The organism is Faecalicatena contorta (assembly GCF_003149105.1).
GTDB classification, from domain to species: domain Bacteria; phylum Bacillota; class Clostridia; order Lachnospirales; family Lachnospiraceae; genus Muricomes; species Muricomes contortus_C.
Genome location: NZ_QGDS01000024.1, coordinates 1 through 14,068 on the forward strand (window position 1 = coordinate 1; position 14,068 = coordinate 14,068).

Annotated in this window: 14 protein-coding genes; 11 read left to right on the forward strand and 3 right to left on the reverse strand. The window is 39.6% G+C overall.

From position 1 onward, the window contains the following. Together A8805_RS20660 and rsmH are read right to left on the reverse strand one after the other, a co-directional pair. On the reverse strand, nucleotides 1-574 hold a 574-nt coding region (locus A8805_RS20660), incomplete at its 3' end, for a helix-turn-helix domain-containing protein (protein ID WP_109714607.1). 119 nt (nucleotides 575-693) lie between these two features. After that, a complete protein-coding gene (gene rsmH, locus A8805_RS20665) occupies nucleotides 694-1,743 on the reverse strand; it encodes a 16S rRNA (cytosine(1402)-N(4))-methyltransferase RsmH (RefSeq protein ID WP_109714608.1) in 1,050 nt (349 codons plus the stop codon). Between the two features lie 277 nt (nucleotides 1,744-2,020). Here rsmH and A8805_RS20670 point away from each other — a divergent pair, with 277 nt between their 5' ends. From A8805_RS20670 to A8805_RS20715, 10 genes are all read left to right on the forward strand, one after another. Then, on the forward strand, nucleotides 2,021-2,485 hold the full coding sequence (locus A8805_RS20670; RefSeq protein WP_109714609.1) for a YbaK/EbsC family protein: 465 nt from the start codon (nucleotides 2,021-2,023) through the stop codon (nucleotides 2,483-2,485). 5 nt (nucleotides 2,486-2,490) lie between these two features. After that, nucleotides 2,491-3,021 carry a CDP-alcohol phosphatidyltransferase family protein gene (locus A8805_RS20675; protein WP_109714610.1) on the forward strand — a complete coding sequence of 177 codons (531 nt, stop codon included), beginning with the start codon at nucleotides 2,491-2,493 and terminating at the stop codon, nucleotides 3,019-3,021. A gap of 203 nt (nucleotides 3,022-3,224) precedes the next feature. Then, nucleotides 3,225-4,175: a peptide-methionine (R)-S-oxide reductase MsrB gene (gene msrB, locus A8805_RS20680; RefSeq protein ID WP_109714611.1), complete on the forward strand. Its 951-nt coding sequence runs from the start codon at nucleotides 3,225-3,227 to the stop codon at nucleotides 4,173-4,175. Nucleotides 4,176-4,323: 148 nt separating this feature from the next. Beyond that, nucleotides 4,324-5,085: a DeoR/GlpR family DNA-binding transcription regulator gene (locus A8805_RS20685; protein ID WP_242992533.1), complete on the forward strand. Its 762-nt coding sequence runs from the start codon at nucleotides 4,324-4,326 to the stop codon at nucleotides 5,083-5,085. A 237-nt stretch (nucleotides 5,086-5,322) separates the two neighbouring features. Beyond that, nucleotides 5,323-6,339, forward strand: a complete 1,017-nt coding sequence (gene pdxA, locus A8805_RS20690; RefSeq protein ID WP_109714613.1) for a 4-hydroxythreonine-4-phosphate dehydrogenase PdxA — start codon at nucleotides 5,323-5,325, stop codon at nucleotides 6,337-6,339. Nucleotides 6,340-6,350: 11 nt separating this feature from the next. After that, complete coding sequence (locus tag A8805_RS20695; protein ID WP_109714614.1) at nucleotides 6,351-7,700, forward strand: four-carbon acid sugar kinase family protein; 1,350 nt, start codon at nucleotides 6,351-6,353, stop codon at nucleotides 7,698-7,700. 59 nt (nucleotides 7,701-7,759) lie between these two features. Then, nucleotides 7,760-8,725, forward strand: coding sequence for a 2-keto-3-deoxygluconate permease (locus A8805_RS20700; RefSeq protein ID WP_109714615.1), 966 nt, complete (start codon nucleotides 7,760-7,762; stop codon nucleotides 8,723-8,725). A 253-nt stretch (nucleotides 8,726-8,978) separates the two neighbouring features. Continuing rightward, nucleotides 8,979-9,857, forward strand: a complete 879-nt coding sequence (locus tag A8805_RS20705) for an AraC family transcriptional regulator (RefSeq protein ID WP_109714616.1) — start codon at nucleotides 8,979-8,981, stop codon at nucleotides 9,855-9,857. 93 nt (nucleotides 9,858-9,950) lie between these two features. Then, nucleotides 9,951-11,216 carry an aconitase X gene (locus A8805_RS20710; protein ID WP_109714617.1) on the forward strand — a complete coding sequence of 422 codons (1,266 nt, stop codon included), beginning with the start codon at nucleotides 9,951-9,953 and terminating at the stop codon, nucleotides 11,214-11,216. Then, on the forward strand, nucleotides 11,210-11,632 hold the full coding sequence (locus A8805_RS20715; RefSeq protein ID WP_109714618.1) for an aconitase X swivel domain-containing protein: 423 nt from the start codon (nucleotides 11,210-11,212) through the stop codon (nucleotides 11,630-11,632). Before A8805_RS20710 ends, A8805_RS20715 begins: the two co-directional genes overlap by 7 nt. 180 nt (nucleotides 11,633-11,812) lie before the next feature. Here the strand turns inward: A8805_RS20715 and A8805_RS20720 are convergent, their stop codons facing one another. After that, nucleotides 11,813-12,781, reverse strand: coding sequence for a helix-turn-helix domain-containing protein (locus A8805_RS20720; protein ID WP_109714619.1), 969 nt, complete (start codon nucleotides 12,779-12,781; stop codon nucleotides 11,813-11,815). A 307-nt stretch (nucleotides 12,782-13,088) separates the two neighbouring features. Here A8805_RS20720 and A8805_RS20725 point away from each other — a divergent pair, with 307 nt between their 5' ends. After that, nucleotides 13,089-14,066, forward strand: coding sequence for an ABC transporter substrate-binding protein (locus A8805_RS20725; protein WP_109714620.1), 978 nt, complete (start codon nucleotides 13,089-13,091; stop codon nucleotides 14,064-14,066). The last annotated feature ends 2 nt before the right edge of the window (nucleotides 14,067-14,068 follow it).

Below are 14,068 nucleotides of genomic sequence, written 5' to 3' on the forward strand. Positions count from 1 at the left end.
AAGTCTCTTCGGAGGCTGTGGATGATTCTCGCTGTTTTTTCAGAAGAGTTTCCTCCTCTAAACGCAACCTCCTCAATTCTTTTAAATAAGCATTCTCTATTTTTAATTTTAGAAGTTCATCTTCAAGTTGTTTGATATGTTCAGCGCTTGAATCGACCAAAGTAACTTCCTGAACTGGCTGCACCTTACTTTTTTTATTATCAGTATTCAAAGATTTCTTACGACCTCTTTTTTTCTCCCTTAGTGCTTCCGGACCTGCAATTCTAAAGTCATTTACCCATTTAGTTATCAGTGTTGGATTGTTCATTTTAAGTGCAGATGCCAAATCTTGATAAGAGTATTCTGATGATAAGTATAACTCAACTGCACGGATTTTGAAATCAAAAGTATATTTCTCATTCTTTCTGGAACGCATCAAACCTGCATCACCCAATTCATGGTATGCACAAACCCATCTTTTAATGGGCGAAGAAGATGACATACCATAATTCTTAGCTATTTCATCGAAGCTTGCATTTTTAGCCAGATATGCTAAAACTGTTTTTTTCTTAAATTCAAATGAATACTTTGCCATGAAAAAACCGCCCCTCCAATCATTAGATTTTTGGTCTAACAATTGGGGGGCGGTTCATTCTGGCTGGCACCTTTCTGTATATTTGGAATTTAAAACTTTGTCCTTATGACCCGCTTCTATTAAGCTTTTATAGCCCAACGTAATTTTGCGCATCGGGCACGGCTGTTGGAATTACATTCGGATGCGGATGGCCGAATGGCTTCAGGAGCTATTTCCCTATAGATGCCTTCGCGATAGAAGCGTTGAAAGGATTTTTTAACGAGACGGTCTTCTCCTGAATGGAATGTAAGGATAGCAACACGCCCGCCTTCAGCCATGGCAGCAGGAAGTTTTTCTAAAAATTCATATAATACTTCAAATTCATTATTGACATCAATTCGTAATGCTTGAAAGCATCTTTGACAGGATTTTTTGACTTCATGGTTTCTATCTTTTTCTGGAATGAATTTCAGAGCATCTTCGATAATTTGTTGGAGCTGACTTGTTGTGACAATGTCGGCTCCTTTTTTTATTGCGGAAGTAATGGCACGAGAGATTTCTGCGGCATGAGGCTCGTCTGCGTTTTCCAACAACATACCATGTAATTCATTTTGTGAAATGGTTCTAAGGCGGTCCGCTGCAGAGATACCTTTAGAGGCATTTAGCCGTAAGTCTAATGGTCCCTCTGTTTTAAAAGAAAATCCTCTTTCAGGATTGTCTATTTGCATGGAAGAGACACCTAAATCTGCCAATATAAAATCCAATGGTCCCGATTCGGAAACAATTTGATCTATATTGGAAAAGTTTGTTTGTTTAATTGTTAAAATTTCCGGGCCATAACCTAAGCGTTCTAAACGTTCTCTTGTTCGTGGCAATTCGATAGAATCTACATCGGTAGCATACAAGTGTCCTTTCGAATTTAAACATTTAAGCATCTCTAAAGTATGCCCCCCATAACCTAGGGTTGCATCTAATCCGGTTTGTCCAGGAGTGATTTGTAAGAATTCTAATATTTCGTTGACACAAATTGAGCGATGCATACCGGCAGGAGTATTGCCCTTTTGAATTACCTTGGCCACAGCATCAGCATATAACTCTGGCTGTAGTTCCTTATATTTATCTTTAAAAGCTTTTGGGTGAGTACCCTTATACCTGGGACGGCGCTGATGTTTTTGCTCTTGATTATCCATTTTGCTTCCACCTTTTAATCTCTATTTAATATACAATTCAAAATGCCTGTGAAATTGACAGTTTTGAATATTCCTATAAATTACATGATATCAAATACATGTTATAATAGCAAACGCATAATAAAAGAATCTGTATGAAAACCCAAGACTATAATAAATGGGCGCTAATAAACCGTTTTTATTGCATTGGATGGTATCCTCATGTAAAATGAATTTGTACTTAGTTAATCGAAAGTTAAGTAAAAAATAGATAATATAAACAGGCAGGGAGAATATCATGGCAATTGAAAATGTAAAAGCATTTTTTAAACAATATAATATGGATACTCGAATTCAGGAATTTGAAGCATCCAGCGCAACTGTTGAATTAGCTGCTTCCGCATTGAGCTGTGAACCGGAGAGAATCGCAAAAACGCTTTCTTTTATGGTAGACGGACAAGCAATTTTGGTTGTTACTGCTGGGGCTGCTAAGATTGAAAATAAAAAATTTAAGGGACATTTTAAAACAAAAGCAAAGATGCTCTCTCCAGACCAGGTGATTGATTTGGTTGGACATGCAATAGGGGGAGTTTGCCCTTTTGCTGTCAAAAAAGATGTTTCTGTCTATCTGGATATATCGCTCAAACGATTTGAAACGGTCTATCCTGCCTGCGGAAGCAGCAACAGTGCCATTGAACTTACAATAGAAGAATTGGAAAAATATTCTGGCTATATAGAATGGATTGATGTGTGCAAGGAGTGAAATTTATGAAAAGAATTCCTAACTGCATTACACTTATTAGAATATTTGCATCTGTCAGTTTGTTGCTTGTAGAACCATTTTCAATTCCATTCTTTTTCTTTTATGTTATATGTGGAATTAGTGATGTTTTAGATGGATATATTGCAAGAAGAATGGATGCCTGCAGCAAATTCGGGCAGGTGTTTGACAGTATCTCGGATCTGATATTTATTAGTATTGTGTTGTTCATATTTATACCAGTTATTAACCTTCCATTATGGAGTATCTATTGGATAGCCGCTATTGCTGCAGTGCGTTTGATTTCAATCATTACTGGTTTTGTAAAGTATCAGCGGCTTGCATTCCTACATACTTACGCTAATAAAGCAACAGGAATAGTTTTATTTTTCTTTCCCTTTTTATTCCCTGTTTTCGGAAAGGAAATAACGGTTTCCATTGTTTGTTGTATGGCGAGTATTTCTGCGGCTGAGGAATTGTTGATTAATCTGATTTCAAAAACATTATCCAGAGATAGAAGTTCAATTTTCAATAAATAGGCGAAAATGCAAAGCTCTTTTTAATTTATAAAAAGTTTCTTGAAATGTGCAATTGCACTGTATACAATGACAATATATGGTAGTTTTTTTCAGAGAACAAACAAAGGAAAGTAAAACCGTTATATAGATGATTGTGAATAAGAACGATGCAATTGAGAAAGCTACTTAAAATGAAAAGTCGTTTATTTAGGAAGGGGAATTCTATGAAAAAAGAGATTTATCTGGCAGGAGGATGTTTTTGGGGAACGGAAAAGTATCTGCAGAATATTCCAGGTGTTCTGTCTACGGAGGTTGGATATGCGAACGGAGATACGGAGAATCCAACTTATGAGGAGGTCTGCCGCAAGAATACCGGACATGCCGAAGCTGTAAAAGTGGAATATGATGACAGTAAAATCGGGCTTCCATTTATCCTGGACCTTTATTATGATGTCATCAATCCAATCAGTAAAAACCGCCAGGGGGGTGATATTGGCACACAGTATAGAACCGGAATTTATTTTACGGATGAAAAAGATGAGGAAGCTATTTTAGCTTCTATAGACAACCTTCAGAAAAGCTACAAGGAGAAGATTGCCATTGAAGTAAAGCCTCTTGCTAATTATTATAAAGCAGAGGAATATCATCAGAAATATTTGGATAAGAATCCTGGCGGATACTGCCATATTGGTGCTGACAAATTTGAGAAGGCGGAAAAAGCGGTAGATACAAGCAAGAAGTATGTGAAAAAGACGCAGGATGAGCTGAAAGCAAGTCTGAATGAAATGCAATTTGAGGTAACTCAGAATAATGGAACAGAACCTCCGTACCGCAATGAATATTTTAATATCTTTGAGGAAGGAATCTATGTTGATATTACTACGGGTGAACCTTTGTTTCTATCCGATGATAAATTTGAATCAGGATGCGGATGGCCCAGCTTTTCCAGGCCGATTGATTCCAAGTTAATTAAAAATATTACGGATAGAAGCCATGGTATGGTGAGGACGGAAGTAAGAAGCAGCAATGGAGATGCACATCTGGGGCATGTATTTGAGGATGGCCCTGCGGACCAGGGCGGATTACGGTATTGTATTAACAGTGCGTCTTTAAGATTTATTCCCAGAGAAAAGATGGAAGAAGAGGGATATGGGGAATATTTGAGTATGTTGTAGTATTGTCTTTAGATTTGAATCCATTATGTTGCCTTGAGAGTCAATAGAAGAAAACGTAAAACCATTTTCAATTGAAATATTAGGTTTTCTATAATATAATTAATTTGACAGAAATTCAAGTGCATATGAAAAGGGTGAAAATATGAAGATGAGTGAAAGACTTGAAGTTATTATAGATGAAGTACAGACGAATGGAAGCGTTAATGTAATAGATTTAAGTAACCGTTTAGGGTGTTCTGAGGTTACGATCCGCAGTGATATTAGAAAACTGGACGAGCAGGGTGTTTTAAAAAAAACTTATGGCGGAGCGGTGAAAATAGAGAAAGGGCTGAGTGTTGAATTTGTACCCGGAGAATGCTTTTTAAACAGCGATAAAAAATATCGCATTGCTAAGAAAGCATTTGAATATATAGTAAACAGAGACTCCATTATGATTGATGATTCTACAACGGGATATTATCTGGCAAAATATATTAAGGAGCATCCGGAGAAACATATTGTCGTAGTAACAAATTCTTTAATTTCGGCAGCAGAATTATCAACTGCAAGGCATGTGGATTTGTTTGTTGTAGGTGGGCAGGTGATGGGAAATCCGCCGTCAGCTTTGGATAATATTGCCGTGAATGCGATGGGACAATTTCATGTGAATAAAGCTTTTGTAGGTGTGAACGGAATCAATTTAAAAGTAGGCCTGACTTCAATGGGAACCCCCCAAATGGATTTAAAGCGGGAAATTATCAAAATGGCAAATCAAACCTATGTGATTGCGGATAGTTCAAAGTTTGGAAATAGTAATTTATTTACTGTATGCCCAATGGATGATATATATAAAGTGATTACTGATACGGATGTTACGAAGGAAATCGTACACTTGGCAAAAAAAGTAAAGGTAGATATGGATATCGTTTAATAGAAAAAGTTAGCTGTTAAAAGGCTGCTGCACTATCATTGTGCAGCGGTCTTTTTTGTGTGCAAATGAAAAATTGCGCTTTCGAAGTGCAAAAGTTTTGGAGGAAAGCAACAAAAAGAAAGGAATAAATTTGTGAAAAAAGACAATTGAAAATATATTGATTTCGATTGAAAATAATAATATACTAGTAGAAAGAAAAATAAAATATAAATACACCGATTGAAAGGAAAGAGAAATATGAAAGAATTACATATGCCAATTATCGGAATTACAGTTGGCGACCCGGCAGGGATAGGGCCTGAAATCATCGTACGGACCCTTAGGGAAAAAGAGATTTATAAAATATGCCGGCCGTTAGTCATTGGATGCGCAGGAGTATTAGAAAGAGCTCAGGGAGTGTTAGAGGAGCAGGATATCAGGTTTCGGGAAATAGAAAAGGTATCAGAGGCTAAATTTGAGCACGGTACCATTGATGTGGTTAAAACTGGAGAGTATGAATTAAGTGAACTTCAGTGGGGGGCAGAGCAGAAGATAGCGGGACAGATTGCTGTTGATGCAATTAATAAATCTATTGAATTAGGTCTTGCTGGGGAGATTGACGCAGTGACCACTGCTCCCATTAATAAGAAATCCATAAAAATGCTAGGTGTGAAGCAGGAAGGGCATACGGAAATTTACCAGGATGGGACAAAGGCGCCATATGTTCTGACGATGTTTGACTGTCTTGGAATGCGGGTATTTCATTTAAGCAGACATATGTCACTAATGAATGCAATTAAATATGCTACAAAAGAAAATATTTTAAATGAATTGGAAAGAATGGATATAGAGCTTAGAAAATTAGGATTAGAAAATCCTCTGATAGCGGTTGCAGGAATTAATCCACATTGTGGAGAAGGCGGGTTATTTGGGGATGAAGAACTGAGGGAAGTCATACCGGCAGTGGAGGAAGCAAAGAAACGGGGAATTAATGTAACAGGTCCCATTCCTCCCGACACACTTTTTGCAAGAGGAAAAACAGGAGAATTTGATGCAATTTTAGCGATGTATCACGATCAGGGGCATATGCCGTGTAAAACCTTAGACTTAGAGAGGACTGTTTCCGTAACCTTAGGGCTGCCGGTGCTGAGATGCTCTGTGGACCATGGAACAGCTTTTGACATTGCTGGAAAAGGTATTGCAACAAATGTAAGCATGACGGCAGCTATTCACTCAACAGTACGGCATGCCAAGGCTTTACTGGAAAAGAAGTAGAGGAGGAAATCATGGCGATTATTGGAGTTGTGGCAGACGATTTTACAGGGACGGCAAGTTCCGGGGTGTTAGTAGCAAGGTCACAGGCAAAAACAGGATTATTTTTTGACCCGGAGGCAGTTCAACAATTTCAGGGCGCAAATCAGTTGGATGCAATATATGTCAGCAGTAATAGCAGACATTTAAAACCAGGGGAAGCGTATCGAAAGGTTGCCCAGGCAACCCAGGCTTTAAAGAATATGGGAATTCAGTACTTTTCAAAAAAAATTGATACTACATTACGGGGCGGCATCGGGTTTGAGATAGATGCAATGCTGGACACCTTAGATGACGATATGATAGCAGTCATGGTAACGGCAATGCCACAGTCACGCAGAATTTGCATAGGCGGGTATTCTGTGATTGATGGAGTGATTTTAACCGAAACACCTGTTGCCAATGATGTTAAGACGCCTGTAACCGAGAGCTTTGTGTTGGATTTGATAAAAAAGCAGACAAAACGCAAGGCAGGGCTGATTACATTAAGCAATGTTCTAAGTGGGGAAGAAACACTTAAAAATCATATGAGGGAATCGGTAAGGCAGGGTAATAAAGTGTTAATTATAGATGCAATTACTTTGGAGCATATCGATAGGATTGCTAAAGTATGTGTTGACCTTAACTGGAATGTACTGGCAGTAGATCCGGGAGCATTTACGATGAAGCTGGCTTACCAAAGAGGACTTATAAAGGAAGAAAAATCAAATATTCCCAAAGGGGTTGTACCGGAAGAAGGAAAGACTGTATTTGGAATCATAGGAAGTGCTAATCCGGCGACAAAGGCTCAAGTGGAAACTTTATGCAAAGCAGATGATAGAAATATAGCAGTGGGAATATCTCCTGCGGCGCTGATAGAAGGAGGTGAAACAGCACAAAAAGAGATTGAAGATTCAATTCAAAAGATAAAAGAACTTTTTCAGCAGGAGCCAAGACCTAAAACAGTTCTTGCAGAAACAGCTTTGCATACGGTTGTGGATTTACAGCAGGAGGATGAAAGATATAGCTATGAAGCAGGAACAGCTTCAAGACTAATTAATAAAGGCCTGGCAAAAATCGCCAAAGGAGTTTTAGAGGCTGTTGGGCAGGAGAAGGTAGCTGGACTTTTCCTGACAGGAGGAGACACAATGGAATGTGTATGCAGGGAAATTGAAGTAGAGTGCATACAGGCTATGGATAATATTGTAGCTCAAATTGATGTGGGAAGAATTATTGGAAAATACCATGGGATGCCGCTAGTCGCAAAAGGAGGATTTTGCGGCGGTAATGACATTGGAATTGAAATTGTTGAAAGACTTTTACTTGAGTCAGCAAGGAGAGGGTAACAGAGAGTGAAAAGCAAATCGCTGTGTTTAAATATCAAATATTATGAGGAGGCATACATATGATATTAAATTTTTTAAAAAGGATTCCGGCAGGGATGATGGTCGTACCATTACTTTTAGGCAGCTTAATTAACACATTGTTTCCGGAGGCACTGCAGATAGGAGGGCTTACGACAGCACTCTTTTCTAGTGCAGGAGTTTCTACCTTATTAGGGGCACAATTGTTTTGTATGGGAACTTCATTGCAAGTAAAAGATATGCCTAAAGTATTAAAACGAGGTGGCATACTTCTTGTTTCAAAGTTTGCAGTTGGAGCCCTGCTGGGGATTATTATTGGCAAGTTGTTTGGAATGGAAGGGGTTTTTGGACTGACAACACTGGCAATCATTAGTGCAGTTACGAATAGTAATGGAAGTGTCTATTTGACATTGATGGGGAATTATGGAGATGAAGCGGATTGTGGATGTTTTCCATTGCTGGCATTAAATGATGGGCCGTTCTTTACTTTAGTTGCATTAGGGGCTTCTGGCCTGGCAAATATCCCGCTCATGTCTTTGTTGGCGGCAATCATCCCTATTTTGTTAGGAATGCTGCTGGGGAACTTAGATAAAGGACTCCGGGAGTTGTTTTCTCCCATGGGAACTGCAATTATACCCCTTATAGGTTTTGCGTTAGGAGCAGGCATTGACCTCTCCAGTATTATAAAAGGAGGTTTTCCGGGAGTTGTGCTTGGACTGACAACCGTGTTTATAGGAGGGTTCTTTATCTTGTTTTTCGATAGAGTTGTTGGAAGAAGGCCCGGATATGCCGCGTGGGCAGTATCTACAACTGCGGGGAATGCAATTGGAGTACCGGCAGCAGTTGCGATTATAGATACGGCATGGGAGCCATTTGTTGCATCTGCTACTGTTCAGGTTGCTGCCTCAACTGTTATTACTTGTATTCTGGCTCCGCTCATCACAAGCTGGTGGGCAAAGAAGTATGGGTGCCCCAAAATGCCGCTGGAAGGGCAAAGTTTCGATTAAATACAATTCAGAATCTATAAATAGGACTATTTCTCTCTAATGCTGAAGGAAAATTAAATTAGTATTTTGTAATTAGGCTGCCGTTTGGCAGCCTAATTGTGCAGCAGAATGAGAAGAGAAGAAAACATTTGCGCTTAATTTCCAGATATGTAATACTTAAAAATAAACAAGGACAACCTCTCTTTTTTGTGCAGAGAAAGAGAGGAAAAAATAGAAAATAGTTTTTATAATAATAATAAAGGAGCTGACAAAAATGGAATGGATTGAACGGTTAAACAAAGCAATTATTTATATTGAGGAACACCTGACGGAGGAAATGGATTATGAGGAGCTTGGAAAAATAGCCTGCTGCTCTGCCTACCATTTTCAGAGAATGTTTGCATACATGGCGAATGTTCCGCTGTCTGAATATATCCGCAGGAGAAAAATGTCATTGGCTGCGGTAGATTTGCAGGGTGGTGACGAAAAAATTATAGATATTGCTCAAAAATATGGGTACAATTCGCCTACTGCATTTAACCGGGCTTTTCAGACTGTTCATGGAATTGCTCCGTCACATGTAAAAGGCGGTGGTGTGGCTGTAAAATCTTTTCCGCCGCTCATGTTTAAAATTATGGTTAAAGGAGTTGAGGAATTGAATTATCGTATTGAAAAGAAAGAAGCGTTTCGGATTATTGGTGTATCCCAGCCGCTTCACAAGGAAGTAGAAGAAAATTTTATGATTGTTCCGAAAATGTGGCAGGATGCAGCCATGAATGGAACAATTCAGAAGCTGGCGGGGATGATGGATGCTCCGGTCATGGGAGTTTTAGGGGTAAGTGCATGTAACGATGAGGAGCAGTGGAAGTATTTTATTGCTGTTTCGAGTTCCGCCCCGGCTGATGAGGGTTTAGAAGAGTATGTTGTACCGGCTTTTACCTGGGCAATTTTTTCCGGAGAAGGTACTTGTCCTCAGGCTATTCAAGAATTAGAACGGCGCATTGTAGCGGAATGGCTCCCTACCTCTGGTTACGAATATGATAACGGGCCGGATATTGAAGTATATCTTAATCCCGACCCCCGCCAGGCTAAATTTGAGGTCTGGATACCTGTAATCAAGAGTAACGTTTCGTGTCAGATTGACAAAAGATAGACGAATTGATATGATAACTCCTATAAAGAAGCTGGTTTTTGGAGCTGTATTTGATTTGCTTTTTGCTAAGCAGAACGACAAAGGAGGGCAATCATGAGACTTTCGGATGATGAACAGCGCATGTTGAATGGAGAGATGGGAAAGGGTGTTCAACAGGCCATGGAGATTCTTGTCAAAATGGGGGAACTATTTGGGGCAAAACGTTTTTTGCCGGTTAAAAATGCTCATATTGATGCTGCTGCCTATACGACGATATGGGATGCTGGGACAGAATTTATTGAATATTTATTAAACAATGGGGCTAGGGTTGCCGTTCCAACTACAATCAACCCGGTTTCCAGAGACATTGTTGATTGGAAAAAGTTTGGTACTACGGAGGGATTTGCTGAAAAGAGCAGGCGGCTTGAAGATGCATATTTGAAGCTTGGGGTCATTCCCACATGGACGTGTGCTCCCTACCAATGTACGAATGTACCCGGTTTTGGTGAAGTTGTAAGCTGGTCCGAATCCAATGCAGTGAATTATGTCAATTCAGTGATTGGAGCAAGGGCCGAAAGACTTCCGGACCTTGTAGATGTGTGTTGTGCGGTAGTCGGACGTGTTCCTGAATATGGACTGTACATTGAGGAGAATAGGGCAGGAGATATGCTCTTTGAGTTGGAGGGCTTTGACGAAGAGTGGTTTCAGGACAGTGTGGATTATGCAGTTCTTGGATATTTGGTAGGAGAGATTGTGGTAAATAAAGTTCCCGTCATTAAAGGTCTCCCGGAACATACAATGCCGGATGATTTAAAGTCACTGTCGGCAGCGGCAGCATCCGGTGGTGCGGTAGCTTTGTTCCATGTAGTAGGAATAACACCGGAAGCTCCGGACTTAGAAACTGCATTTCAGGGTAAAAAAGACTACAAAACAGTGAAGATCACACCAAAAGAGATGCAAGAGATGGAAGAGCGGCTGAATACGGCTAAGAAGGATAAGGTAGATCTTGTTCTCGTTGGATGTCCACATCTTTCATTCCCGGAAGTGAGGGAAATAGCAGAATTAATAGAAGGAAAACAAGTATCGGAGAATACGAAATTCTGGATACAGACAAATCAGACGGTATATGATTTGGCTCAAAGGGCCGGAGTATCCAAAACGATAGAAGCGTCCGGAGCAGTGATTTTAAAAGATACCTGCCTGATGGAAATGGAATGTGACGGAGTATGGGAGGGGCAGCACTTTGTAACAAATTCAGGCAAAGCAGCACAATATGCTCCTTCCATTGCCGGAGTCAATATCACAATGGCTGATATGAAAGGCTGTGTAGAAGCTGCATTGACAGGGAAAAAGCCAGAAGGGGGGCGGCGCAAATGTTAGTAATTAAAAATACTAAGGTATTACTGGAAGGAAATCCGAAAGCAGAGGCTCTTGTTTCAAATAAGCCGCTAAGCTTCTGGGGAGGTGTGGATACTGTCACAGGACGGATTCTGGATGTTCACCATGACTTGTGCGGAGAGGTATTAACAAATAAGGTTTTATGTATTCCTTATGACCGGGGGTCCTGTTCAGGGTCCGGGGTTCTGATAGAAATGGTCAAGAGAGGGACGGCACCTGCTGCTATATTATGTTTGGAAGCAGAACCAGTTCTGGCATTAGGGCCGCTGATCGGTGAAAAAATGTATGGACGCGGGATGGCACTCCGCAATATTTCTGAAGAAGATTATAAAAAAATAGCTACGGGAGATATTTTGACGTTCAAGGATGATAGTATTATCATCGAAAAAGCAGAGTAAGAAAAGGGTAAAGGGGCCTGTAAAAAAGTCCGTAAAATAGTAAATGTAATAGCCTTCTATGATAAAATATACTATCATAGAAGGCTATTTTTATGGCAAGAAGAAAACGAGAATCAATGAGCGAAGGGAAAAAGAATATATTGATGTTCTTTTAGGAGAGTATGATATCAAAAAGCTTGCTTATAAATTAAAGGACTTTCTGAAAAAACTTGGAGTTATCCCGTGAACTTCCTTAAAAGCGGCTGTAAATTTTGCAGCATTTTTATACCCGCAGATTTCAGCAATATTTCTAATACTTAAGTGATCATCACCCATAAGCAGCATAGCTTTTTTCATTTTTTCCGTTCTAATATAATCATACAGTGCCATTCCATAGAGATTTTTGAAAGAAAGCCTTAACTTACTTTCGCTCATACCGGCTATCCTGCATAATTCCTGCATGGCAGGAGGATGTAAAACATCCTGGTCAATTCGGTTTCTTACCTTATATACTTTTTGCTCATATTCCCATGTAACATAATGACGTCTTTCGCTTCTGCGTTTAGGTACCTGGGGGAAGTTTCTGACAATACAAGTGAGAAGATGCAATACCATTCCTTCATAGCCAAGGAGAGGGATATCTGCATGCCGTACGTTCCATCGGATCTGTTCCATAATCAGCAGAGTCTCGGGGGTGTTATAATTTATATCCTTCCATTGCCTGGCATCTTCTATATTGATTTTAGGCGGATCTGTCCGGGTTTTTATACAGGAGTCTATAAAGTCATCATAAATCAGAACACTGGTAAAACAGTAATGCATATCTTTTTTAAAAGTAAATCGAAACTTCTTCCCGGGATTTATAATAACATGGTTAAACGTTGAAAGCGTAACCGCTTTTTTACCCTGCTGGGTATAGGTAATCTCACCACTGTCGATACACAGAATCCACATACAAGGCTTGTCGGTCTCCACGGTATGAATCATAGTCTGGTTGGGGATAAACCAGGTACTGGCCACATACAATCCCTTTGCAGGGTTCATCTCTGTTATCCATCCATGGGACCAGTCTGGAGGGAAATAGTAGATAAGGCCTCTGCCATATACACCATCCGTTAAGTTGTACTTTTCCGCAAATCCCCTCCAGGAAGTTTTCGTATATTCATCCATTTTTACCCTCCGTCGTTGTTTTAAATATGGTTCATTATAGCATGAGGATCAAAATCTATCAATACACCAATATGATTGAATGATACTCCAATTTGAAAAAATAGAATATATAATTCTAATGAAAATTCCAGTAAATTTCATGTATAACAAGTAGCAAAAGAAAATGGAACTTCTTGGATTTTCTGAAAGGGTCATTGACGTTTTACAAAATCAATGCTACTATTTCAAATGAGTTAGCTGTATCTAACCAAAAAACAGAATAGGCGCGCATCTGTTAATCAAAAAAAGATATTTAAAGGAGACTTTTATGAAAAAATTTTTATCAGTTTTAGGCACAGCAGTTTTGATTGTTTCTGTTTTAATAGGATGCGGTAATACAAAAAATACAGATACCTCTGTTACAACCGGTTCAGTGGCCGAAGAAAATGAGGCTGAAACAGCTGGAGAAACCGGCACAAGAACCGTAAGTACCATAAAGGGGGATATTGAAGTTCCTGAAAATCCCCAAAGAGTGGTAGCTAACTGGTATGTAGGTGAAGTGATAACACTTGGATTAAATTTGGTAGGTTATAATGCATGGGAGCAGGAAAGCATGCCATTTTATGAAGAACTGCTGGATTCTGCCAAGATTGATTCCTGGGAGCCTGAAAATGTTATGACTCTGGAACCGGATCTTATTATTACTTATAGTGAAGAAGATTTTGATAAATTCAGTAAAATAGCCCCTGTACTTGTAATACCAGAAGATATTGAGCCGACAGAACGTCTTTTAGTTCTTGGAGAAGCTGCAGGAAAGGAAGAAGAGGCAAAGGCAGCAGTGGATACCTTTACCACAAAGCTTGCAGAAGCAAAGGAAGTTCTGAAAGGGGAAAGCTTTGAAGGAAAGACGTTTAGTATTATGGAAGATTGGGGCCCATCCGGAGAATGGAGCGGTGTGTATTATGAAACGGGATCCAGAGGTGGTACTGTAGTCTATGAATATTTGGGACTTGCGATGCCTGAAAAGCTGACAGAGCTGATAGAAGAAACCGGAGAGGGCAGAGGTTCCATAAGTTATGAAGTTGCCCATGAATATTTTGGAGATTATATTCTCTGGTTCCAGCAGGAAGGAAAGGAATCTGAATATGCAAAAACAGAAATATGGAAGAGCATCCCTGCAGTTCAGGAAGGCCGCGTAGCAGAAATTCCTGGTGAAATGCTTGGCCTTTTCTACTACTCTGATGTTACGAGCCTGACGGAACAGTTAGATTATATTGTAAATGCGATTAATTCTCTTATTAAGTAAAA